Annotated in this window: 18 protein-coding genes; 2 read left to right on the top strand and 16 right to left on the bottom strand. The window is 65.1% G+C overall.

Annotation, left to right across the window (positions count from 1 at the left end):
• Window position 1 precedes the first annotated feature (1 nt).
• The 11 genes from L8G49_RS11405 to L8G49_RS11355 form a co-directional block, all read right to left on the bottom strand.
• Window positions 2-415, bottom strand: a complete 414-nt coding sequence (locus L8G49_RS11405; protein ID WP_242185791.1) for a hypothetical protein — start codon at window positions 413-415, stop codon at window positions 2-4.
• Window positions 415-4167 carry a S8 family serine peptidase gene (locus tag L8G49_RS11400; protein WP_242185790.1) on the bottom strand — a complete coding sequence of 1251 codons (3753 nt, stop codon included), beginning with the start codon at window positions 4165-4167 and terminating at the stop codon, window positions 415-417. The genes L8G49_RS11405 and L8G49_RS11400 overlap by 1 nt, the downstream gene beginning before the upstream one ends.
• A 15-nt stretch (window positions 4168-4182) precedes the next feature.
• A complete protein-coding gene (locus L8G49_RS11395) occupies window positions 4183-4611 on the bottom strand; it encodes a hypothetical protein (protein ID WP_242185789.1) in 429 nt (142 codons plus the stop codon).
• Window positions 4612-4636: 25 nt separating this feature from the next.
• The gene (locus tag L8G49_RS11390) at window positions 4637-5230 is read right to left on the bottom strand and encodes a hypothetical protein (RefSeq protein WP_242138814.1); all 594 of its coding nucleotides are present in this window, start codon (window positions 5228-5230) and stop codon (window positions 4637-4639) included.
• Between the two features lie 12 nt (window positions 5231-5242).
• Complete coding sequence (locus L8G49_RS11385; protein ID WP_242185788.1) at window positions 5243-5704, bottom strand: XPC-binding domain-containing protein; 462 nt, start codon at window positions 5702-5704, stop codon at window positions 5243-5245.
• Window positions 5697-6725 carry a hypothetical protein gene (locus L8G49_RS11380; RefSeq protein ID WP_242185787.1) on the bottom strand — a complete coding sequence of 343 codons (1029 nt, stop codon included), beginning with the start codon at window positions 6723-6725 and terminating at the stop codon, window positions 5697-5699. The genes L8G49_RS11385 and L8G49_RS11380 overlap by 8 nt, the downstream gene beginning before the upstream one ends.
• 4 nt (window positions 6726-6729) lie before the next feature.
• On the bottom strand, window positions 6730-6963 hold the full coding sequence (locus L8G49_RS11375) for a hypothetical protein (protein ID WP_242185786.1): 234 nt from the start codon (window positions 6961-6963) through the stop codon (window positions 6730-6732).
• A 358-nt stretch (window positions 6964-7321) separates the two neighbouring features.
• A complete protein-coding gene (locus L8G49_RS11370; protein ID WP_242185785.1) occupies window positions 7322-7960 on the bottom strand; it encodes a bacterial transcriptional activator domain-containing protein in 639 nt (212 codons plus the stop codon).
• A 758-nt stretch (window positions 7961-8718) separates the two neighbouring features.
• On the bottom strand, window positions 8719-10521 hold the full coding sequence (locus L8G49_RS11365) for a DUF885 domain-containing protein (protein WP_242185784.1): 1803 nt from the start codon (window positions 10519-10521) through the stop codon (window positions 8719-8721).
• 247 nt (window positions 10522-10768) lie between these two features.
• On the bottom strand, window positions 10769-13438 hold the full coding sequence (locus L8G49_RS11360) for a M1 family metallopeptidase (RefSeq protein WP_242185783.1): 2670 nt from the start codon (window positions 13436-13438) through the stop codon (window positions 10769-10771).
• A 359-nt stretch (window positions 13439-13797) separates the two neighbouring features.
• The gene (locus L8G49_RS11355; RefSeq protein ID WP_242185782.1) at window positions 13798-14571 is read right to left on the bottom strand and encodes a methyltransferase; all 774 of its coding nucleotides are present in this window, start codon (window positions 14569-14571) and stop codon (window positions 13798-13800) included.
• Window positions 14572-14725: 154 nt separating this feature from the next.
• Here L8G49_RS11355 and L8G49_RS11350 point away from each other — a divergent pair, with 154 nt between their 5' ends.
• Window positions 14726-15523, top strand: a complete 798-nt coding sequence (locus L8G49_RS11350) for a winged helix-turn-helix domain-containing protein (protein ID WP_242185781.1) — start codon at window positions 14726-14728, stop codon at window positions 15521-15523.
• Between the two features lie 215 nt (window positions 15524-15738).
• On the top strand, window positions 15739-16836 hold the full coding sequence (locus L8G49_RS11345; protein WP_242185780.1) for an alpha/beta fold hydrolase: 1098 nt from the start codon (window positions 15739-15741) through the stop codon (window positions 16834-16836).
• 45 nt (window positions 16837-16881) lie between these two features.
• On the opposite strand, the gene L8G49_RS11340 is transcribed toward L8G49_RS11345, so the two are convergent.
• The 5 genes from L8G49_RS11340 to L8G49_RS11320 form a co-directional block, all read right to left on the bottom strand.
• A complete protein-coding gene (locus tag L8G49_RS11340; RefSeq protein WP_242185779.1) occupies window positions 16882-18045 on the bottom strand; it encodes a CehA/McbA family metallohydrolase in 1164 nt (387 codons plus the stop codon).
• Window positions 18046-18109: 64 nt separating this feature from the next.
• Complete coding sequence (locus L8G49_RS11335) at window positions 18110-20620, bottom strand: TonB-dependent receptor (RefSeq protein WP_242185777.1); 2511 nt, start codon at window positions 20618-20620, stop codon at window positions 18110-18112.
• An 80-nt stretch (window positions 20621-20700) separates the two neighbouring features.
• A complete protein-coding gene (locus L8G49_RS11330) occupies window positions 20701-21372 on the bottom strand; it encodes a TetR/AcrR family transcriptional regulator (protein WP_242185776.1) in 672 nt (223 codons plus the stop codon).
• Between the two features lie 117 nt (window positions 21373-21489).
• Complete coding sequence (locus tag L8G49_RS11325) at window positions 21490-22578, bottom strand: nitronate monooxygenase (protein ID WP_242185775.1); 1089 nt, start codon at window positions 22576-22578, stop codon at window positions 21490-21492.
• A gap of 183 nt (window positions 22579-22761) precedes the next feature.
• Window positions 22762-23373, bottom strand: a complete 612-nt coding sequence (locus L8G49_RS11320) for a hypothetical protein (RefSeq protein WP_242185774.1) — start codon at window positions 23371-23373, stop codon at window positions 22762-22764.
• Between the last annotated feature and the right edge of the window lie 144 nt (window positions 23374-23517).

Here is a 23517-nt window from a genome sequence, read left to right as displayed (position 1 = left end):
TCTATTTCACGCCAGCGAGATCTTTGAAGGCCGCATGTCGCGAGGCGAGCAAGCGGCGCTGGCGGAGCAATTCGTCCTGCTCGGCGACGCTCTCCACCGCCGCAATGTCGCGAACCTGCTGGTGCGCGAACGCGCGTGCGCCGCGAGTCAGTTGTCGCGCTACCCGGGCCACGCGCTCCGGCAACTGGCCACGGATCAGCCGCAGGAAATGCTCGGGGTTCAGGGTCACCAGCGCGCTGCCGCCTTGCCCCGGCCCCAGAAACTTACGCTCGAAGATCGCGAGGTAGCGCGCGGGATCCGCGCGGACACGGTCGAGTACGGACTGATAGCCGGGTCCCAGCGCACTCGCCGTGAAATTGCCGCTGACGATCACATCGACGCACTGTTCGGGGGTAAGCGTTTCGAGAGACGACATCACAGGCTCCTCACGAAGGTGTTTCCGGTGGTCGGAGTGGCAGGCGGGGTCGGACCGGACTCAACCGGCTCGAGCGCCGTCCGAACCCGCTTCACCCAGTTGATGACGTTGTCGCGGCGGGGATCGAGGTTCGGGTCGACGGTGTGCCGCACGGGGATCCGGCGGTAGATGCGCGGATCGGGCACGGTGATCCCGCGCCGGCGCGCGATCGACTGCGGTGGAAAGGTGTTGAAGGCAAAGAACGCATCGTCGACGGTGTCGTCAAAGCGGTTGAAGATGCAGTGATGGAATTCGTGCGCAAGCGTGTCGTTCTTCTCGGCGACCAGCGGGTTCACGAAGATGAAGAAGCGCTCGCCGATCGGCACGGGCGTACCGGTCCCGAACTCCGCATAACCATTTGCGCCATTGTCGGAGACGACAAAGATCGCCGTCAGCGTGGAGTCGGGTGATCCGGGCAACAGATCGTCGAGCACGGCGCCCTCCGCGTCACGGGCGTTGGCATTCTGATCGTTCGTGAATAATCCGATATACTGCCCGTTGGCGTCCTGGGACCTTGCGGGCAGGTCCCTCACCTCGATCGCGCCCGGAAAGATCCGGAGGCCGACCTGCGCCCATCGTTCGTTCGCAAGTTGAAAGAAGCGCGCGATCTTGCCGCTCGAGACGTGGGGCACCGGAAAGGCAATGCCAAACAGCCGACTGCGATAGACGACCACGCGCACGTCGAGGCGCAACCGTGCCTCCGGCGATCGCTCGAACACCGGGATCGTCACCGAGATCGGCAGGAACGGAATATTCCGGGCGTAGGTTGCCAGGACCGAACTATCGAGATCAGCCTTGCGCAGGCGGTGGTTGGACTGCCCCCGGAACCTGATGCCCGCCGCGGCGCCGCTCGCGAACCCGCTATGCGTCTTCTGGTTGGCGTCCGTTTCATCCGCGACGAGCATCACCGCCTTCGATACGAACAGCTTCGAACCAGGCGATGTTTCCGCCAACTCCAGGTCCTGCGAGGCGGGAGCGTCGAAATCGCTGCCTGCAGCGTCGACGGTCTTCCACTGGACGATGACGGTCGGGCCAGCCGCCTGCGGATCGCGCACGCGGATGTAGAAACGCCGTGAATCGAGGCCGATGAAATTGTCCGTTTCGGCTTCGCCGTTGAGGATGTCGCCGGATGGATCGTAGGCCTTATTCCACAAACCGAGCATGACGGCGGTCGCAACCGGCGCGCCCGCCCCCGGCGCGTGGCTGTCGGTGGGATCCAGCACGATCTCGATCGTGGCGCTCTGGGGAACGATCGGTGTGACCGCCCCCCCGCCCGGCCGCGACAGTTCATCGAGCTTGGCCCAGGTGTGGGCGCCGATCACACCGTCCCATTCGCCGGGCTGGAACGGAAAGACCTGTTTTTGAAACGATACCGTGGCCGCCCGCGTGCGCGGCCCGAACAGCCCGTCCACCGTCAGCGGGCACCGGTCGAGGCCTGGCCCGGCTTGCCGCAACGTGTCGTGAATGGCGTTGAGTTTCGTCTGCGCCTCGATCACCGAGGGGCCGCTGGATCCAGTCCGCAGCACGGGGCGCGCATCGGCCTCCATCAGCTCGATGGCTTCGAAGGTTTCTCTGCCCGGCGGGCCTGCGGTTGCAGCACCGGGTACGGGCCGAACGATCACGATGTCCTGCAGCAACAACCCATCGGGTCCCGCGATGCGCCGCGCGAAGGGGGACGTGGTGCCATCCGGGTCGAGCAGCTGAACATACTGACCGGGCCATGGCCCCTCGGTGACGAGGCCGGCCTCGGAACATTCCTTCTGGCTGAACAGCCGCGCCCCCCCGACCAGCACCGGCTGCTGCCCTGATCCATCGGTGATCACATCCCCGCGGTCGACCGGCAGGAGCGGCCGTCGACCACACCATCCGACGACCTGCACACCCTTGTCCGCGGGATCGAGCGCGCGGCCGATCAGCACGTCGCCGCCGGTCAGGCCCGGGAGAGACGGGGGGCGACGGTCGATCTGTTCCATGGTCGATGTCCTCATGTCCGGGTTGGAGAGGAGCCGTGTCGCGCGCGGAGGTACGGTCGGCTCGGCAAGGGTTCGTGCGGCAACGACGGCCTGCTCGATCGCGAGCATCCCGTAACCACCGCGCGGATCGCGCACGTCGGCGTGATCGAGGGTGGCGAACAACGTCCGCCGGATGGCTGCAATAGGCTGTCGACCCGCCGCCTGGAGCATGAGCGCAAGGGCACCCGCGACATGGGGCGACGCCATGGAGGTGCCGCTCATGCAAATATACCTTGGCCTTGTGTCGCGGCCGTCGAACGACCGGCAGGAAAGCACCTTCACGCCCGGGGCTGTCAGCAGCGGTTTTGCGCGTCCGTCGCGCGTCGGGCCGACACTGGAAAACGGACCGATCGAGAAGCTGCCGCCGTGCGCATCGTGCGCGCCGACCGCGATGGTCCGCAGCGCGTTGCAGATGCTGCCCGTGGTGCCGCTGGGGGTGGCCGCATCCTCGCGGAACCGGACCTGGCAGGATGGACAGCCCGCGTCCCGCTCGATCCAGCTGTGCCAGCGCCCATCGACGACATCGACCCCCGTCAGGGTGATGCGCCACTCGCCGAGCGGTGCCCTGTCCTTGAGCACAAGGTTGATGAGATGATCGCCATTGTTGGGATCGAACGCGCGATGATACAGCACCCCCGCCTCGGTCCCGTCGGCCAATCGGATCGGCGCATGGTGCCCGCGGCTGCACGCGGCCACGGCACCGGCCGGCCCTTCGACCGTCGCGTGAAACTCGTCCGATCCGGGATACCAGGTCTCGATCACCACGTCAGTCGCGCTGCGCCGTTCGACCCTGAACGGCAGCATGTCCTGCTCGGTCTCGTGCAGCCGCCCGGCCATGTGGCAGCGGCTCGAGAAATAGTTGCCAGTGCTCTGCGCGATGGCAGTACCGGGGCGATGCGTCAGCACCCAGTCGATCGCCTGTTGCAGCAGCAGCGAGTCGTCATGCGGCCCGGCCTGCCGCCCGACGCTCGTGTTGATGGCAAGCGGCAGATCGCCGGCCTGCTTGACCGCGAAGTCCAGCGCTTCCAGCAATTCGACGGAGTTCCCGAGATCTTGCTCGCCGGCCCCGAGATGGCAAAAGACGATCTCCGCCTCCGGGGCAACGCCTGCCGGACCGCCGCCCCGGCCATTGCCCGCAGCGATACCGAGCACGTGCGTCCCGTGCTGCGGCTGGGGAGCGAAGGCATAGCCCAGCGCGCCGAACGGATCGCCGCGATGCAAGGCCCGATCGATGGCGGCGCGATCATAAATCGTACCATAACCATAAGGATTGGCACCGCCGCCGACAGGTCCCCGCTGGTCCCAGATCGCGCGGATGCGGGTCGTGCCGTCGGCGTTTCGGAAGTCCGGATGGGTGAAGTCACACCCCCAGTCGAGTACCGCCAGCACGACGTTCTTGCCCGTCTCGACCAATCCGTCTGGCCGGCGAATGTCACTGGCAAGGACCTCGGACACTTCTTCATCGACGATTTCGTCGAGCTCGGCGGCGTACACGCGCGGGGCCTTCATGCTCGCGACCGCTGGGTCAGCCCGGATATGGGCGAGCTGCGCGCGCCGGGCGCGGATCGTGCAAATTTCGCCGAAGCGCGCCACGATCCGCATCCCCGTTGGCGGAAAGGCGCCGGACTTGAGCCGAACGACGACCGCGACGTCGTCATTCGGCCCACCTTCGCCGATCAGTTCCTGGAGAGCAGGGTCCATCGGCGAAACATCCCGTCACTTGGTCGGGGTTTTGGTAACCTGCAGGGACGCCTGCAGTGTTGCCACGGCCTTGGTCAGGCCATCGATGTCCGTCCGTAACGTTCCCAGCAGCATCAAGGCGTCCTGCGCGGACTGGTTGGCGGCGTTGGCCACCTTCAGCGCGGACGAAGCGTCCTGACGCGCGTCCTCGATATGCGCATCCTGCTCGCCCTCGGCGATCAGCCATCCGACATTTTTGTCGGAGACGGTCGCCGTACCCTCGACGCCTGGCGCGACGCTTGCGTTGTCTTCCGCCCGGTCCAGCATGGTCTTGGCGGTCACGATGCCGACGAACGGTTCCGGCATCAGCGCCGCAACGATCGCCGCCCGCCCGCGATCGTCACTGTCGATATGGTCGTACCGCTCCGCAAGCGCGTAACCGACCGCGAAATTCATGAGATTCATGGCTCGTCTCCAACCGCATGGCGCATCACTTGCGACCCATCGCAAGGATCAGCAGCGGCATCATCATGTCGTTGGAGGACTGGGCGGTGCCCCCCGCCGGTTGCGGACCGAAACTGCCGCTCAGGAGCAGCATCGGCAGGAGCGTGCTGAAATTGTCGCCGCTATCGACCATGACCTTCTCCCCGTTCATCAGAACGGTCTTGGGTGCGCTGATCACCGGTGTCAGCATCACAGCCATCTTCATGTTTTCGATCGACTGGCGCAGGCCATCGGTGACCTGCTTGCGCTCTTCGATCTCCTTCTTGACAGTATGTTCGAGCCGGTTGTGGGCCGCGCCCAGACTCTTGAGCCCGCTTTCGAGGGATGCGATGCCCTTGGTGTTCACCGCGATGCGCGCATCCAGGCGGTTGGCGGTCGCCGTCAATTCCGCCTTGGTGGCATAACCGTTCGCGACCGACTTGGCGACGGCATTGCCGAACTTCGGCCGTTGCAACGGCTGGTTCCGCTTCGGGCTCCACTCGGCGGATTCGAGGTTCTCGCCGAACATTTCGTTCCATTCGGTGGACTCCAGGGATTCTCCGAAGCTTTCCAGCGTCTCAAACGCAGTTTCGTTAAACATTGACGGCTCCTTTCACGTTCTAGGCCCTGTTGAATGCTCGGCTATGGGCGTCGATTGCCGCGACGGACCGAGCAGCCGTGCGCGAATCTCCTGATCCGGCCGGATCATGCCGATATGGCCGCGTCCCCGGCAGCTCGGGCATTCGCCGTCTTCGCCCCAGCACAAGCCGCACGCGCCGAGCGCCGCCGCGAGATCGGCCAATCTGAGTTTGGCGGCGCGATACGACGCGAGGATGCGAGCAGCATTCGCGCGCGTCGCGGCGAGTTGCTCCTCGGTTCGCGCGAGGCGCACGGCAAGGGCATCGGTCGTGTCGCGATCCAGCGTATCCACGGCATTCGACACGGCCGCCGTGCGCGCCTGCATCATCTGGACGAGCATCGCCATTTGCGGGTTCGACTGGCCAAGCTGATCCATCATCTGCGCCAGCATGGCGGGAGAAGTGTCGGCGCCGGACAATCCGAAGGGCTCAGGCATAGGATTGCTCCCTGCCCCAATCCTCGACCCATTCGTTGCCCGGCCATTCCGGCCAGCTCTCGGCACCGTCCGCGAATTGGAAGACCTCGCTCGCGCTCGGCTTGGCGCTTGGCGCCAAACCGGGCCAGTCGGGCTGGCTGACGGTGACCGTGGTGGATTGCGCTGGCGGACGCGAAGACGCCCAGATCGATGGTGTAAGGGCCAGCAGCGTCAGGAGGGCGTCGGTGCGCCCCTCGCTGCTCTCGGGATTGATACCGATCGATTCCCCGGCGGCCAGGACGAATTCCGGCGTTGCCTCGGCATTTTCCGCAACTTCGGCAGCTTCGCTCGCGGCCCGTCCCGCAAGGCTGCTGAGCGCCGACAAGAGCGTATGGACCGGCACCTGCTGGCCACCGATCTGCAAATCGCGCTTGCCGTACCCGCGCATGGATGCGGACAGAAGGCCGTTGAGCATTTCAGGTCGAGACAGGACGCCCATCAGCGTTCCCACGCTCCCCCCGCCCGCTCCTCCCGGTCCACCGGCTCCGCCGCCGGCTTTGCCGAAGATGGAATTCACGAGACCAGCCGCACCGGGCATCATGCCGGCCCCGCCCGTCGCGATCGACCCGAGCCCCCCGCCCCGAAGCCCAGATGCCAGACTGCCGACCTGATGCATGACCCCGCCCACCGCACGCAGCGTCGGGTCGTTCGACTGTTGCATGATCCCGCTCGCGCCGCCGGTGACCGCACCGGCCAGCGCACCCCATGGACCAAAGGCCATGCCGCTGGAGGCACCCTGCAATATGTTCGGGGCGGCGCGGGCCAGCACGGGTGCGGCCTGCTGGGCGAACTGCCCGACCGATTGCCCGGCGCTCTTGAAAGCCTTTCCGACGTCGTCGAAAAACCCTTCGACGGCTTCCGGTGTCATGCCGGGACCGTAAACGGCCTCTACGATCCCGGTCAGTTCACCGTAGCTGGCTTCGACATACTCCGGGGCAAGACTGGCCCGGAGGCGCGGAAAGGTGGCAACTTCAGGCGACATTCGGTCAACCCTTTCTATCAGAGAGATTCATGCGTCGGCGCAGCGTCTGGAAAAGGAGCTCAGGCAGGTCGTCGAGCGAATTGAAGGCTCCGATCCGCGTCCCGTCGATCTCAGATAGGTGGCCCCGCAACGTCGAGCAGCCCTGGAGGGTGCCGTCGGCCCAAACCCTGACGATGAGGCTGACGGTGTTCTGCTCAAACTGCGGTGACTGATCTGGATCGTCATCGGACACGTCCATCGCGCCAATTCCGCCCGGCCCATTCCGAGTCGACCTCTTGTTATCCGAGCGCGGTCACCGCGGCGTCACGACCGGATCACGCCACCGTCACCGCAGCGGTCGACGCCATGAAAGCGCGATGGGACCGCTTTGTCAGAACCGATATCGTCGAAGCATGGACGATGCGTCATCGCCGCCTGCGCACGACGACGGGTGTTGCATGACGGTGGCAAAGCGCTGCGAAGGACTAGCTTGCAGGGCAAAGGGGAGACTAGCGATCGGCTTTAACGGGCAAGCGGAGCGGTCGCCTTGGGGCCGCCCAGATCGCTACCGGGTGCGGCGACGGCGCCCTGGGCCGCGACGCGAGGAAGACCGGCGGCTACAGAAGATCGAGCGCGTGATCGAACGAGGCTAGGGCGGAGATAATGCCGGCCCGGCTTTCCAGCAGGGCCGATTTCAGGGGGCTCGCCGCGGTCACGGCTGGCGGTGGGTGCAAGATGTCCCAACGGGCTCCCCTCCCCGCAATCTCTTGCGCCAGGGCCACGGTCGACGCCATCGGCGATACGCCCAATTCATCGGCGAGCACCTGCACGCAATGCCGATACTGTCTGAGGGCAAGGCCGCGGTTCCCGGTCCGTGCATAGGCCATCATCAGCAACCGCTGCGCACTCTCGCGGAGCGGTTCGAGCGCGCATGCAAGGTGCGCGGGATGGATGGCATCCTGCCATCGCTCGCGTTCACCCAGCAACGTCGCCAGCTGGACCAGCGCGTCGATGTGCAGGCAACGCAGGCGTTCGCGCTCGAGCAGCACCCATTCGGCGAACTGACCGTCGAGAAAGGCGCCCCGGCAGTAGCGGATGGCGGCAGCGAGATTGTGCAGATCCACGTTCCCGGATGCCCGGACCTTGCGGAGTCGCGTCTCAAACGCGAGCGTGTCGACCCAGGTCTGGGCATCGAGATACAGCGCGTCGCCATCTGCCAGGATCGGTTGAGATCGCGTACCGACCTGCCCCTTCAACCGCCACAGCATCGTCGCAAGGCAGTGTCGCGCCTTTGCCTCTTCCCGATCGGGCCAAAGCGCCGCGATGATCGACGTGCGACAGGCGCGACCGTCCCTAGCGGTAGCCAGATAGGCGATGAGCGTCAAAAGCGATGGCGATGTGCTGACCGGGTTGCCGTGTGCAGCACTGAGTACAGGCGGTCCAAATAATCGAGCAGCCCAGCGACCCATATCAGACCCTCTCCAATCCTTGACGCCGCAACTCGGATCATACCCCCGCCGCGCCATATCTACTGGGATTTTTTAGGTACTTATGCGTGCTATTTCGTATATTCGCAGTGACTTAGGCCGCGATCCCCAATCGTTGCCGATCGCCGGAATCAACGTCCGACGGCCCGTTCAAATTTACGGTCGACTCAGAATTCGATACATAAATTACCATGTTCGTCGCATTCTTACGACGACAGGGACCGGATTTGAGCCAGTCGGGTTCATTTCCAAGACGAAACTATTTCGGAATTCGCAAAAGGTTCCAGCCACGCGAAAGGACGAGCAGCCGCCTAGCCACAACGTCGACCGCATCCCCTCCGGACCTTCCTTCTGCCTCTTCGATGACCACGAAGAAGGCGGGAGCGTCCAGCGTCGACATGCTCCCCGTGTGGGGCCGCCGGATGCGGCGTTCGAGCAACCGTGGACATACGACGTAGCGCCCTGCGTGGCGCTTGCGGCGCCACGACCGATATGGCTCCGCCGGGAGTGTTCGGGCGCAAGATAGATTACCCGATCGGCAGCCCGAACATCAATTGGCGCACGAAGCGCACCGGTGGCGCGCCGTGCGCCAGCACTGCATCATTATACCGGCGCAACGTGTAGCCGCTGCCCCAGCGTTTCTTCGCTTCCTCGCGTAATGCCTGATGCTCCGCATAGCCGCTGAAATAGCTCAGAAGTTGCACGGCACTCAGTTGCGCGCGGGTCCACTTGCCGGCCGCCTCGCGCTCCTGCTGGAAGGCACCCTGCATCATCAGCGTCATGGCCTGTTCGCGTGTCATTCCTTCGGTCTGGATACCGATGTCGAGCAACGTGTTGGCGATGGAGCGCAGCCGCATCTTCAGCACCGTCAGCTTGAACAGCACGTTCCCGTCGACAAAGCCCTCGTCGGCCATCATGCCTTCGGCATACACCGCCCAGCCTTCGACGAATGGGCCCGAGCTCAACACCGCTCGCAGCACGTTCTTGCTCTGGTTCTGGTGGAAAAGCTGCAGATAATGCCCCGGCATCGCTTCGTGCACGACGAGGTCGTGGACCATGAAATCATTGTATTCGGACAGGAACGAGGTGGCCTGCGCATCAGTCCAGTCGTCGGGGATCGGCGAGATCGCGAAGAAGTTCGCGCCGCTGGTCTCCAGCGCACCGGGAGGATCGTCATAGGCGACGGCAGTGCCCTGCTGGAACTTGGGCATGGTGATGATCCGCACCGGCGCATCGGGCATGCCAACCAGATCGTGCGCACGGACGAACGCGGTCGCGCGATCAAGGTCAGCCTTGGCGGTGGCCATCAGCGCGTCGCGCGCAGGGCGTTGCGCATAGCTTAGCGCCAAGGCCGCGGTGATGGCGTGCTGCTGCTGGTCGGCGCTGGGGTCGGCCGGCAACGGTGGGGCGTCCGCACGGCCCGACAATGCGGTCCGTGACAGCGCATACATTTGCGCCCGCGTGTCGGCCATCGCGGCGTGGGCGCGCGCCTCCAGATCGGCACGCGACAAGGTGCTCATCAACGCGAAGCGCATCGCCTGGTCATACCGTGCCGCGCCCAGCCGGAAATCGCCTTTCGCTCCCGGCACCAGTACCGTGTCGAGCCAGTGCTGATGGTCGGCACTGGCCTGCTTCAGCCCGGCAAGCGCAGCGTCGAAGCGTGCGCGATCCGTCGGGGCCAGCTCGCTGGCATGCGGGGCCAGCATCCCCTGGGCAATGTCCACGAGCCCAGCATTCCGCTTGGCGACACTTTGCGCCATCACCAGCGGAACCCGTGCGACGTCGAGCTGGGTGCGGGCCGCAGCGAGATACGCCGGCAATTTCTCCATCCGGAGCGTCGCCGCCTTCAATCGCACCGGCCAGGGTGCGAAATCGCGCGCCGCGAGGCCATAGAGCGCGGCCCCGGCAGCGTCGTTGTAGAGCTGCGGGTCCCACGCCCAACGCTGCAGCGTCTCGATCGTCCAAATGTCCTGGCGGATCTGATTGTCGAGCAGCGCAGCATCCACCTGCGCGTCACGGCTCAGTTTGGCGCAATCGATCTTGGCCAGTTCAGCGAGCAGGCCACGCTCTACCGCCAGCTGGCGGGCTCTCCCCGCCGCCGACGGATCGCTGAGGTCGCCGTCGAAGCGATGGTCGCCGAGCGTCGTGCCATATTCGGGCGCCAGGCGCGGCAAGGCATCGAGATAGCGCCGGCCGATCTCTTCGAAGCGAGCGGAGGGGCCTGCCGCATCCGATGCTGGCGCAGGCGTCGCCGCCGGTGGTCGCGCCAGTGCGGACCCGCAGAGCAACGCCACCAAAACACACCCGATCGCCGTTGTCCGCCGCACCATAGATCTCCCCAATCTCAAGCGGATGAACCTATGGCGAACGTGACGCGGACGCCAGCGCCGCGTGCATGGCGTTGCAGTCCTCCAACGGCACGCAACCATGGTCGTCGCGATGCGCGGCGGCCGATCATGCGCCAGCGCCTGGACCGCGAATCATTCGCCGTCCTGGCGATGTTTCGAACACACTGCGCGGCCGGCTTCGACCGATCGGAGGTCTGCACCCGGTCGCGATGTCCTAGATTGAACGGCGTTACCCGGCCGCTAGCGCGGAAGCGATCTCTGCCGCCTTGGCCTGGCGCAGCACGCCGCAATCCCGGATGCTTTCCAGCGTGCGCTGATAGTCCAACAGGCCGACATTGGCCTTGCGGATCGAGGCGCCCACCTTGGCATCGATCCGCTCCGCCCGGTCTGCCCCGCATTGCGACCCCAGCGCGGCGGGCAGCCGGCTGGTGAGGAAGATGCCGTTGCCGCTCGCGAGCAGCGTATCGTAATTGGCGAGGATCCAGTCGGCCCCGAGATCGCGCGTTTCCGCGTTGCGGGCGATGTCGAAGATCAGACCGATCCGATCGTAGCTGCGCAGCCTTTTGTCATCGAGCGCGAGGAGATAGGTTGCAGCGTCGGCGCGCCCGCTTTCCGCGGCGGCACCGAGCGCATTCTGGCGGAAGGTCGGATCCTCGCTCGACAGCGCCTTTTCGACGAGCAGCTTCACCGCGGGAACGCCGCCCTCCTGTGCGATCACGGTCAGGGCCGCACCGACGAACGCGGGATCGAGCGCTTTCGTATCGCCCGCGAGATACCGGTCGCCGGCGGCCTTGAGCTTGCTTCGAACCACGGGATCGCGCGCATCGTCGGCAACCAGGCCGACAATTCTGTGCCGCAGGTTCTGGCGGCCAGGATCTTCCTGCGCGTACGCGCCGGCGGCCGGATCGAACCCGAGCGCGGTCAGGTGGGGCGTGTAGATCGACGCCATCAGCGCGCGATAGGCCGGCAGCGACGCGGGGGTGATCAGCCCGCGTGCGCGCCAGCCGGCGATCCTGCCGCCGCCATCGAGGCTGGCAGTCGCATCGGGGTTGGCCGCGACCGTGCGCGCTTCCGCGATCAGCCAGGCGGCAGGCGCCTTGCCGGCACGGAACGCTGCCCACAGGCTGTCGGTGGTGGCGAGCGCCTCGCCCGGCGCGAGCGTTCCGGCGGCGGCAATCAGCGCCTGCCAGTCGGTGGCCGCGAGGTCGAAACGATAATATCCCGCGCCGCCGACATTGGGCATGATCAGACCCGATGCCGGCGCGGCAAGCCTTGTGGAGGATTGGTCGAGCAACGCGCACTGCTTCGCCGTGCCGACCCGAACACAGAACGGAATCGTCCATTTCAGCGGCGGCGGCGTCGACCCGAGAAAGGCATAGCGCGACTGGGTGGCGACGATCGCACTGCCCTGTCGCCGCACGTCGACGACGGGCACGCCCTGCTGATCGACGAACGACTTGAGGGCGGCAAGCACCCGCGGGTCCTGCGCCGCATCGGCGATCGACTGGAAGAACTGCTCGGACGTCGCATTGCGGTACGCATGGCGCTGGAGGTGAAGGCGGACGCCCGCCTTGAACTTCTCGTCGCCGAGATAGGCGGCAATCATCGCCACCACCTGCCCGCCCTTGCCATAGGTGATGCCGTCGAATGCGGAATCGATCTGGCCGTTCTCGGTGATCGGCTGGTGGATCGGGCGGCCGACCTCCAGCGCGTCGGTGTTCATCGTCCCGAAACCCTCGTTGAGAGCCCCGACGCCGATGTTCAGCTCGGGTCGCCAAAGGTTGCCGATGCGATAGCCCATCCAGTTGGCAAAGCTCTCGTTCAGCCAGATGTCGTCCCACAAGGCAGGGGTGACGAGATCGCCGAACCACTGGTGCGACAGCTCGTGGGCGACGACCATACCGAAGGTCTGCTTGTCGCCGGTGGTCGCGCCGGGCGCGAGATAGATAATCCCGTCTCCATAGGTGTCGGCGCCCGCATTCTCCATCGCGCCGGGCATGATCGGCGAGCCGATCTGGTCGAGCTTCGGGAAGGGAAAGGGTTTGCCAAAATAGTCCTCGAGCAAGGACACGATCCGCGGCGTCTCGGCCATGACATAGGCCATCTTGTCCTTCTGCGGCACGGTCGCGACGGCACCATAGGCCATCGGTACGGGGCGTTCGGGCGTCGGCGCGATCATGCCGGTCTGATGGACGAACGGCCCCGTGTCGAACGCAACGAGATAGGTCGGCAGCGGCTTCGTGACGGCGAACTGGTGCTTCTCCATCCCGCCCGCGACGCTGGTGACGGACACCTGCGGTGCGTTGCCAACCACGACCAGACCCGGATGCGTCGTCACGGAAACGGTGAACGGCGTCTTGAAGCCAGGCTCGTCGAAACCGGGATAGGCTGAGCGGGCGTCGATGCTCTCGAACTGGGTCCAGCTGTACCATGCGTCGCCGACCTTGACGTGGAACAGGCCGGAGGCGCTGTCACCGAAAGTGCCGGTATAGTCGAACTTCAGGGTTGCCGCGCCGGCCGGGAGCGCGCTCGCGAAATCGAGCCGGGCCGTGCCGCTCCGGTCCACCTGAGTGAAGGTCGCCGGCGTCGCCTTGCCGCCAACCATCGCCACCGCGCTGGTCATCTTGAGGTCGCGGCCGTGAAGATAAAGCGACTTGGTCGCGGCCTTTATCGTGACGTCGATCTCGTCATGGCCCTTGAAACCCTCTGCCTCGGGCAGGATCGTGAAGTCGAGGCGGTAGGCCGTCGGCACGGCCGCATCGGAAAGCCGCCCCTTGGGCGCGTTCGCATCGGGAACGATCGTCGCTTTGGCGGGGACCGCGGCCACGGGCCGTGCGCCCGCTTGTGCTGTGGTTGCGAGCAGGAAGGCCGTGAATCCGATCGAGCATGAGGCGCGCATGAGGATTTCCCAAGAAGAGGTGCCCCAGGGGTGTATGTTAGCGTCCTCGCCCCGACAAGCCTTGTCAGGGACTGCAGGAAGGGGCGCCAATCAATGGCAAACGCACTGTAGTTTTGTAAGAAACCGCGTATAAGTATCTGCGTATTCTGCAACAACGGAGTGCCTTCGGGCTCCGTTCCGCCAGCCGGCAACTGCCGGCCGTCTGTACGCAACTGTGCGGGTCGGGCCAACACCGGCGCACTTCGACCTCAACGCCCGGTCGGGCGGTGCAACTCCTGAACGGACACGAAATGGCGTGGAGCGTTCAGGAGGTGCCGCGCTGTCTGGTCGTCAGGACCAGTGCCGCCGGTCGGGGACAATCATCGGCGGTCACCTCCCGGCTTGCGGAAGGCAAAGGCGAACTGGCTGGTCCGCCCGCGGACGCTTGGGTCGAACACCTTTCCCGTCAGCGGATCGGACGTGTTGTCCAGAACGGTGCTCGCGCCGGCAAACACGAACCCCGCCGCCTCGACCTGACGCCGGACGATCACTGGGTCGATGCGATGAAGCGTATCGGTATCCGCCATCCCACGACCCGGGGCGCTGCGATGGTCGATGACGATGAAATACCCGCCTGGCCGCAACAGGCGGAAGGCATCGCGCGCGAGCGCATCCGGACCCGGCTTGCCCAGAAAGGGATCGGCATAGTCGTGGTAGTTCTGCGACGTCCAGATCACATCGAGCGGCACGGGCGCGGTCGGGAGCGCCTGCGGTTGCACGGCGACGGTAACGTTGCGATAAGCCGGCGCTGTCGCGACCTGCCGCAACGCCGCCACGTCGCGCGCCGCCAGCCTGGCATAGGCCGCCGGCCAAACCGCATAGACATGGCCCCCCTGCCCCACGATGTGGCTGAAGATCCGGGTCCAGTAACCGCCACCGGGAATAAGGTCGAGCACCCGCTGCCCGCGCGCAAGATGCGACAGGGCGATGAGGTCGGCCGGATGGCGCCTGGCATCCTGCTGGCTATCCTTCGCCCGGGCCGGGTCGCGTAGGGCCTGATCGATGATGGAGGGGTCGGCGGCGTTGGCCGTTGCTGGGAATGCCGCCAGCGTGAGCAGGGCGGCAAGGACGTTCGGAAGGCGGTGAAACGACATGGGTGCTCCTGTGAAAGCGCATCGATGCAGCGGTTCGGGTAAGTTTAGGCCATCAAGAAGGTGTAAAGAAGACAGGACCGCGGCGTACGCGCCGCCACGCCGGTCTCGGCCGTGCCTGTTCCGGTTTGCGGCAGGCAGGTGCTAGAGGGTCCGCATGACGGTACGAACGCAATGGCAGATCGGAGCGTGGACGTTCGATGCGGACAGCGCGCGGCTGATCGACGGGGAAAAGCAAGTCCCGCTCGAGCACCGTGCAGCCCGCACGCTCGAGCTGCTGTGTCGCGATCGCGGTCGACCGGTGTCGCGGGAGGCGATCCTGCGGCAGGTCTGGTCGGGCCGATCGGTCAGTGCCAACAGCGTCGCCGTGGTGATCGCAGACCTGCGTCGCGCACTCGGCGACGATGCCGCTGCGCCGCGCTTCATCGCGACCATTCCAAAGCGCGGCTACCGGCTCGGCGAGGAAGCAGAAGCGGCAGACGCGTTACCGCAGCGCGCGCCGGCCCAGCCGCGCGCCCGCTGGCGCCTGGCGACGGCGTGCGGGATCGCGCTCCTCGCCGCGACTGTCTTCATTGCGGGTAACCTGGGCGCGCATCACACGACCGTCGTCGTGACCCGCACCGCCAACGACACCGGGCAGGCGGGATATCAGCCGCTCGCGACCGCGCTGCACGCGCTGATTACGGACAGGCTCGCCGAACGGGGCATGGATGTGGTGCCGACGGACCGCGGATCGGCGCCCGTCCGGCGCCAGCGCATGCTGTGGCTCCGGTCCCGGCTGATCTTGTGGAACGGTATCTCGACGCTATCGCTGGAATCGATCGATGCGTCCGGGCACGTGACCTGGTCAGCGATGGCCGTCGCACCGCCGAATGGGCTGGCATCGGAGACGATCGTCCAGTTGAAGCGGTTCGACGCCAAGGTGCGCGGTACCGACCAGTGGCCCTGGCGGTGACGGCTTCGTCCGGGCACCGATCAATTGCGAAGGCTTGCCGGTCCGACTAGGTTCGGTCCCGTCGGTCCGGCTTCATAGACCGTGCGCAGCGCCATCATGCGCGCGATGACGATCGCGCCCGACCTAGCCGCCGCGGCCCGGAAAGCGGGACTTGCGGTTGCGCCGCGCTTCCGGAATGATCCCGCCAGCGGCACGTCGCCGCGAGGGACAGGTACATGGTTCGATTCATCGTGGCGGTGCTGGCCCTGATCACGTCGCTGGCGACGCCCGCATTCGCCGCCGACGGCGACCGCCGTGCCTTCGTCATCAAGCAGTTCAAGCTCGAGAACGGAACCGTCCTGCCAGAGGCCAGGGTGATGTACGCCACCTATGGCACGCTCAACGCCGCACGCGACAATGCGGTGTTGCTGCCGTCGCACTATATGGCGGATTCGCACGGCTACGAATGGCTGATCGGGCCGGACAAGGCGCTGGATCCCCGAAAATACTTCCTCGTGGCGACCGAACTGTTCGGCAACGGCAAGTCGTCCTCCCCCAGCAATACGCCCGCGCCGTTCGACGGCCCGCGCTTCCCGGTCACCAGCATTCGCGATAACGTCGAGGCGGTGCATCGGCTGCTCGGCGGGGCGCTCGGCGTCCACCATCTGCGGGCAATCGTCGGCTTTTCGATGGGCGGGGAACAGGCGTTTCAATGGGCCGTGAGCCACCCCGGTTTCGCCGACCGGATCGTCGTCACCTCGGCGACCGCGAAAGCCTGGCCGCACGGCATCATACGGCTCGACAGTCAGATCATGGCAATCCAGAATGATCCCGCTTTTGCCGGCGGCGACTACAAGACGCCGCCCAAGGCCGGGCTGCAGACCTTCGGGGCGATCTGGGCCGGCTGGCTCTTCTCACAAGGCTGGTGGCGCGAGGAACTGTGGCGCGCCGGGGCCGCCCCCGGCACCACCTACCGCAGCGTGTTCGAGGGCCTGTACAAGGACTTCGTACCCGGCGGCGATGCCAACGACCTGATCCTGCAGATGCGGACGTGGCAGGGACACGATATCGGCGCGACACCGGGAATGGGCGGCGACATCAAGCGCGCGCTGAGGTCGATTGCGGTGCCCGTCCTCTACATGCCCTGCGCGACGGACCTGTACTTTCCCGTCGACGATGCGCGCTACGAAGCGGGGTTCATGCCCCATGTCACGCTGTTACCGATCCCCTCGCTCTGGGGCCATACCGCGGGCGCGGCCAGCAACCCGGCCGATGCCAAGTTCCTTAACGATCACATCGGCGCCTTCCTCCGCGCGGGTGAGCGACCCGGTTGACGGCAGCGCCCTGCGTCCAGCCCCGCCCCGGCCGACCGCTGACGTTCAGAAATCGGGATCGAAGTTGAAATAGAGCGGGTTTGAAAGCGCGATCATCTTGCCGCTCAGTACGGTCGATACCGGCACTTGCGGATACGGGGTTTGCGGGCCTTCGACCTCGACCCGGTAATAGCTGCGACCTTTGGCGGAAGGTGTATCGATGAAGCTGACGGCATTGCCGACGGGATCGGTGTCATAGGCGCCGAACGGGTCGCCGTTCTTGATCACGCGGACGTGATACACCGCGCCGGCCACGCCGCCACCGACGAGCCGCACCTGAAACGTGACCGGCTTCCCGGTCGGGCGCGCATCGTCACCCATCATCATGTCCATTCGCCCATCGCTGTCGAGATCGGCGCGCAGCTCGACGCGCGGGTCGTACGGATTCGCGCTGATCGACACGCGGCCGTTGGTCAGCGCGTCGACCACACCCTTGGCGTCGTGCGTTTTCGCGAACACCCAGGTGGTCGGCGTGCCGACGTAATTGGCGTTGCGTTCGGCCGTGTGCGACGTCTTCTGCTCCGGCGTATCGGGCGTGCCGTGATGCGAATCGCTACCGCCGCGCCCGGTCAGCTTGCGGCCCGATTTGAGCATGTCGTCCCAGATCATGATCGCCGCGGCATTGTTCGGCCAGATTGCCGAATTCCACACCTCGAGCGAATCGAGCATGTCGAAACTGAAGCCGAAGTGATCCTTGCCGGCGGGGTGGTTACCCGAGAGGTGAATACCCAGCGACCGCTTGACCGCCAGGATCTTCGCGTCGCGCGCATCGCGCACGTCGAACAGGCGCTGATGGTCATACGGCTTGGCCGAGAAGACGTTGCCATGGCCCCGCTCGGTCGTCCATTCGGCGCCGTAAAGCAGGATCACCGATTTGGACCTGAACTCGGGGTCGCTCCACGTGTTGTGCGCGACGTCGCCCGCCACGTGATTGTCGTGATCGGTGATGCCGAGATAGTCGAAGCCGGTATCCTCGGCGAACTTGATAATCTTCGCCTCGGGATTGTTGGTCGAATCCTTGCTGTGACGCGAGTGCAGATGCAGGTCGCCCTTGAGCCATTGTCCGTCGCTGAGGCTGGCGACCGGCGGAATGCGTGGACTGTCGCCAGGCGCGGCAAGCAGGGGCGTCTGCGCTGCAACCAGCGCGAAAATTGCGAGACGAAGGCGCACGGCAAGGTCCTTTCGATCGGGGAAGACGGGGCGCGGCGCCCATGCGCCGCGCCCCTTCAAAGGGTCAGAAGCGGTAGGTCAGCGATCCACGATAGTTGCGCTGATAGAGCGAGCTGCCGATGTAGACAGGCTGCCCGGCCTGGCTGTTGTCGATCGTGCCGGCGCGCGGGTTGCCGTTGACCAGCCCGAAGGCGTTGGTGACGTTGGCGACGATCAGCCCGAATTGCAGCTTGGGCGTGATCTGGAATTGCGCATCGAAATCGACCGACCAATAGGCCGGCAGCCGAATCTGATTGGCGACGTCGGTATAGAGCGCGCCGACATAGTTGACGTCCGACTGCAACCGCACCTTGCGGTCGAAGAAGGTGAAGCCCGGGGTGATGCGGATGGTATTGTCGGGAACGCCGTTGACCTTGTGGTTCGAATAGTCGGTCAGCACACCGGCGCTGTTGGTGTAGACGAACTTGCTGAACCGATTGTCCTGCCAGGTCCAGGAAGCGTGGAGATCGAACCAGTTGGTCGGCCGCCAGGTCCCCTCGATTTCCGCACCGGTGGTCTTGGTGTCGCCATACACCGTGACCGGTGACAGCAGGCCGCTCGCAAGCTTCTGGTAATCGCTAATCGCATAGCTGTTGTAGATCGTTCGGAAACCGGTGGCGTAGAGATCGACCTTGCCGCGCGAATATTTCACCCCGCCCTCGAGCATGTTGAGCGTCTGCACGACGGGGGCCGCATTGGCGTTAGTGATGAAGCTCGACACCGCCGGGAGACGGAACGTGTCGGTATAACGCGCGAACACGCCGAAGAACGGACGAACCTGATAATTGGCGGCAGCGGTCCAGCCGACGTGATCGTATTTGCGCGAGAACGGCGTGAACACGCCGGTGCCGACGCAGACCGAGTCATCGGCGCTGGTCGGGCTCTGGCCGAGATTGACCTTCTTGGTCCCTTCCACCTGCCCGCGCGTCTTGATCTGCTCGTAGCGCACGCCGCCCTCAAGCCGGAACTTGGGAGTCAGCTGCCACTCGTCGCTGGCATAAGCGGCGATATTGTCCGAGCTGCCGCTCGCATTGGCATATTCGGCGCCATATTGGATGACGCCATTGTCGCTGATCTTGTAGAGCTTGTTGCCCTTCGCATCGACGAGATAGGCGTCGAGCACTTCGGCATGCGCCTTGACGTCGGTCAGCACGGCGGCGCTCAGCGCGTTATAATCCTCCTGCTCGCGCGCGTAATAGACGCCGAACGCAAGATTGTGCGTGCCAAGCAAATCGACCTTACCGACCAGCCGCGTATCGGTGATGAACTCGTCGAGCGGCACAGTGTGCGTCCGCGCGAGGTCGATCAGCGCCAGACCATTGCCGTTCTGGTTGGCGAGGTCGAACGCCGCGCCACTGTCGCGATAGGCCAAGGCATAACTGGTCCCCGCCTTGGGTTTGCCGAAGGTGCTCGTCAGCAGTGCGGTGGCGGATGCGGCGACCGTGTACGGCGTGATGCTGTTACGCTGCGTCCAGCTCGTGCGATAGCGGACATTTTCCTCGACCTTGAACGTGTCGGTAAGGTCGTAATGCGCCTGGAAGCTGAGCTGGGTCAGCTTGACGCTGCTGCCGACGCCATCGTCGAACTTGACCGTGCCGTTCGGCGTCAGGAAGTTGAAGTAGCGCGCATCGGGGCCAACGACGTTGTCGACCTTGTTGTCCAGACCGACGACGTTGCTGGGCGTGCCGTCGACATTGGCCTGGTAGATGCCGCCGCCCCAATAGCCGACCCGCTCGTCGATCCGCTTGACGCCCAGCGTGATCCCGCCGCGCTCGAACTCCTTGGACAGGTTGAGGCGGATCTGGCCTCCGCGATCCTGCGGGAAGCCCGAATTGTGCGGGCCGTCCGACACGCGGTAATAGCCGCCGGTGAAGAAATGCCACCCCGTCGCGCCGATCGGCCCACCGAGCCAGCCGTCCACGCGGTGCGAATTGTAGCTTGCCGCTTCGTAGCGCACCAGACCCTCGAGCGTGTCGCCGCCCTTGCGCGTGATGAAGTTGATCGCCGCGCCCGGCGCGTTCGAATAGAAGATCGCCGACGGGCCACCGCGCACCACTTCGATCCGCTCGACGCTCTGGTCGACCCGCAGCGACTGGTCACCGTTGAGCCAGCCGAGCCCGGGATCGCCCTGGATCGGGATCCCGTCCTCGAGCAGCGCGACGGTCTGATAGCCGTCGCTCGGGATGCCGCGCACGCGCACGCCGCCCGAAACTTCGCCCGAAGTCGGTGCGCTGTAGAAGCCGGGTACCTGCTTAAGCGCCTCGGCGACGCCGATCGGTGCGCGGATGCGCAGGTCCTGGTCGGAGATCGTCGAGATCGAGTAGCTCGTCTCGACCTTGCGCTGGCGTGACGTGCCCGCGCGCCCGGTCACGACGATGTCGTCGCCATCGGCGATCTCGGTCTTGTCGGGCTCGGCCGCCGTGGTCGCAGCCGGACCGGCAGCAGCATTTTGCTGTGCGAAAACCGGCCCGGCGAACGCCGTGCCGGCCAGCAGGGTGGCGACGAGCGCCGATCGATGAACGAAGGAATGGATCATGGTGCGCCCCGATAGATTCGTGTCGACGGCGCATATGATAGTAGTTGATATCGTTTTTATGACAGGTCGGAAAATGTCGGTCAGGCATCGATCCGTGCAGCACTATCCGGCGTCACAGCGACGGCCGGTGCTGGCGGCGACCGCGCCAGATCGGGGTGATAATAGAGCGCGCGAAAAATAAAGGTCAGATCTTCAAAGACCTCGTCGCGCACGTCAGTATCTTCCTTGAGCATCTCATCGACCGAATAGGCGATCTCTACCGCGAGTCGTGTCCGGCGGCGGACCAGGTCGCGCGAGACGCCGGGCAGATAGGGCATGTACACGTCCGTCATCAGATCGGTGACGAAGCGATGCGACGCGAGGCGGATGTGGGCAAGGCTCGGCACCGCGCGCAATGCCCGCATGATCCAGATCGCCCCTGGCTGCTGCCGTGTGATCGCGTCCATTTCGCGGACCAGATCCTCGATATGATCGACCAGCACGTCGTATCCCGCATCGCGATAGCGATCGACCCACCGGGTGAGCGCTTCGTTCTGGCGCTGCATCAACCGTTCCGCCAGCGCTTCGATCACGGCGTATTTATCGTCGAAATAGCGGTAGAAGGCGGGGGACGTGAGCTTCGCGCGCTGGACGATCAGGTTGCTGGAAATCCGTTCGACGCCAACTTCTTCGAGCAGCGTTTCCGCGGCGGCAAGCAACAGTTCGTACGTCTTGCGCGACCGCTCTTGCATCGGCTTGCGATGGTTGCTCAACACACCTCTCCTGCCGCCTCTCGCGACCCCCGGCTTTCTCATGATCGGAACGTCGCGGCAACGCGATATTGATCGCTATCGTTTCGGCAACCAGGACCGCATCGCGCTACCGTTGGGTCAGGGAGCGGCCGGCAACAGCGGCCGACGTCCTGCTCGACAGCGTTCCAGTTCGACGCGAAGCACGTCGACCAACTGGGCGGCGGGCATTTCGCGCGCGAGCGGCGCACCCTGCCCGGCCCATTGCGCCGCGAACCCATGCTCGCCCCGCGCCCTGGCCGCCGCGTGCAGCGCCTTGCCGGCATCGTAAGCGATCGGATAATCGGGCGGCAGGCGTCCGTCGAGCTGACCGGCGAGCGCCGTGAAGCGGTTGGCAAGCGCCCGCGCTGGACGACCCGAGATCAAGGAGGTCATGACCGTATGATATCCACCCGTCCCCTTGAGGGCGGTACGGTAGGCCTCGTCCGCCGCGGACTCCGGACAGGCGACAAACGCCGTGCCCAATTGTGCCGCGCTGGCACCGAGATCGAGCACGGCAGCAATGCCCGCGCCATCCATGATCCCGCCAGCCGAAATGATCGGTAAGCCGGCATGCCGGACCAGCAACCGCGTCAGCACCGCCATGGGCAGCGCATCGTCGGTGGCGGCGGGATCGAACATCCCGCGATGCCCGCCAGCTTCGATACCTTGGGCCACGACCGCATCGAGTCCCGCCGCTTCGATCGCCTTGGCTTCTTCCACGCTCGTCGCGGTGGCCATCAGGAAAATATCGCGCGCGCGCAGCGCCGCGATGATGTCGGCGGAGGGGAGCCCGAAGTGGAAGCTGATCACGGGGGGCGCCGTTTCGAGAAGCATCGCCAGCATGTCTGGATCGTCGTCGAAACTCTGGTAAATCGTCTGCAACTTTGCTGGCAGAACCGCATCGAACGAAGAGAAAAGCGGTGCCAGGCCTTCCAGCCAAGCCGCCTCGCGGACCGGATCCGCCTTGGCATTACCATGAACGAACAGATTGACGTTGAAGGCGCGATCCGTGCGGCCGCGTAGCTCCACGATCATTTCATGCGCACCGACCGCATCGGTCGCGCCGACGCCGATCGAGCCGATGCCGCCTGCATTCGACACGGCGGCCGCCAGCGCCGGAGTGGCGACGCCGGCCATTGGCGCCTGTATCAAGGGCACCGCCAGCTTGAGATGCTTTGTCAGATCCATGGCATACAGTCCGCTCGACGGTTCACGTGGCCGCTATCCGATATCGGACCCAGCGTCGCAACCGGAACGCACTCCCATAGCAGATGCAGACCGATCGCGTATCGCTGAGCGCGATCGGACGACGTCCAGCGTCGTCAGAAACTTCCCGTTCGAACCGCGCGTGATCCAGGACCGCAGGAACGGTCAGCGTCGGACGACTGAAACGGAGAACTTCGGAATGAGCGCGCAATCGCTGGGTGCCGTCCCATAGGCGGCATGATCGATGCAGTTTGCCGCAGACGCGAAATTCGTCGCGATGGCGGCGCGAACGATGCCATTGTCGCGCATCGATGCGTCAACCCCGCCCCCCGCCACGGACGTGGTGATGCTGCGATCGAACAGGACCCGTGCAGTGTCGATCCGGACCAGCCGATACCGAAGCGTCGCCGTGGCCCGATTATGCGCTCCGATGTGAAATGGGGTCGTGCTGCCTTCCCAGGATACGAGCAGCCGCACATGCGCGGTACCCCGCGCAGGGGACAGGAAGTTCATGCGGTCGAACGTCTCCCGCAAGGCCGCGTTGACGCTCGATCGCTTCGCCGCGCGAATGAAATTCAGGCTGGAACTGCCCACGGTTGTGGGAAGCCCCTCGATGTCACCGACCTCGACATGGTGGTAGAGGACGTGGTTCCGATCGACGGGCGTCGGGGACTCTGGCTCGAAGGGCAGACCGATGGCGACCATCGGTATATTGTTGGTCGCGGCATCGACCGGTGTGGCGGTGAGGACGCAGGCAAGGATGAGTAGATACCGCATGACCGATCGATAATGCGAACCCGTTCGTGGCCAGTTAACGCGAACGGCCTGTTCGTCTTGTCGTGCGTTGGGGCGCCTTGCGGCATTGAGACGGTCGACCTCCCGACACAGACCGCTAGAGGTGGGGTATCGCCGTTGTGAGGT

It is taken from the genome of Sphingomonas sp. CARO-RG-8B-R24-01, assembly GCF_022662295.1.
In the GTDB taxonomy this organism is placed as follows: domain Bacteria; phylum Pseudomonadota; class Alphaproteobacteria; order Sphingomonadales; family Sphingomonadaceae; genus Sphingomonas.
The sequence above is the reverse complement of the archived record's forward strand: the minus strand, read 5'-3'. Positions and strand labels throughout refer to the sequence as shown.

What these genes read in the sequence shown, in the direction of transcription:
- L8G49_RS11405 (WP_242185791.1), bottom strand. Translation starts at nt 415, where the DNA reads ATGTCGTCTCTCGAAACGCTTACCCCCGAACAGTGCGTCGATGTGATC.
- L8G49_RS11400 (WP_242185790.1), bottom strand. Translation starts at nt 4,167, where the DNA reads ATGGACCCTGCTCTCCAGGAACTGATCGGCGAAGGTGGGCCGAATGAC.
- L8G49_RS11395 (WP_242185789.1), bottom strand. Translation starts at nt 4,611, where the DNA reads ATGAATCTCATGAATTTCGCGGTCGGTTACGCGCTTGCGGAGCGGTAC.
- L8G49_RS11390 (WP_242138814.1), bottom strand. Translation starts at nt 5,230, where the DNA reads ATGTTTAACGAAACTGCGTTTGAGACGCTGGAAAGCTTCGGAGAATCC.
- L8G49_RS11385 (WP_242185788.1), bottom strand. Translation starts at nt 5,704, where the DNA reads ATGCCTGAGCCCTTCGGATTGTCCGGCGCCGACACTTCTCCCGCCATG.
- L8G49_RS11380 (WP_242185787.1), bottom strand. Translation starts at nt 6,725, where the DNA reads ATGTCGCCTGAAGTTGCCACCTTTCCGCGCCTCCGGGCCAGTCTTGCC.
- L8G49_RS11375 (WP_242185786.1), bottom strand. Translation starts at nt 6,963, where the DNA reads ATGGACGTGTCCGATGACGATCCAGATCAGTCACCGCAGTTTGAGCAG.
- L8G49_RS11365 (WP_242185784.1), bottom strand. Translation starts at nt 10,521, where the DNA reads ATGGTGCGGCGGACAACGGCGATCGGGTGTGTTTTGGTGGCGTTGCTC.
- L8G49_RS11360 (WP_242185783.1), bottom strand. Translation starts at nt 13,438, where the DNA reads ATGCGCGCCTCATGCTCGATCGGATTCACGGCCTTCCTGCTCGCAACC.
- L8G49_RS11355 (WP_242185782.1), bottom strand. Translation starts at nt 14,571, where the DNA reads ATGTCGTTTCACCGCCTTCCGAACGTCCTTGCCGCCCTGCTCACGCTG.
- L8G49_RS11350 (WP_242185781.1), top strand. Translation starts at nt 14,726, where the DNA reads ATGACGGTACGAACGCAATGGCAGATCGGAGCGTGGACGTTCGATGCG.
- L8G49_RS11345 (WP_242185780.1), top strand. Translation starts at nt 15,739, where the DNA reads ATGGTTCGATTCATCGTGGCGGTGCTGGCCCTGATCACGTCGCTGGCG.
- L8G49_RS11335 (WP_242185777.1), bottom strand. Translation starts at nt 20,620, where the DNA reads ATGATCCATTCCTTCGTTCATCGATCGGCGCTCGTCGCCACCCTGCTG.
- L8G49_RS11325 (WP_242185775.1), bottom strand. Translation starts at nt 22,578, where the DNA reads ATGGATCTGACAAAGCATCTCAAGCTGGCGGTGCCCTTGATACAGGCG.
- L8G49_RS11320 (WP_242185774.1), bottom strand. Translation starts at nt 23,373, where the DNA reads ATGCGGTATCTACTCATCCTTGCCTGCGTCCTCACCGCCACACCGGTC.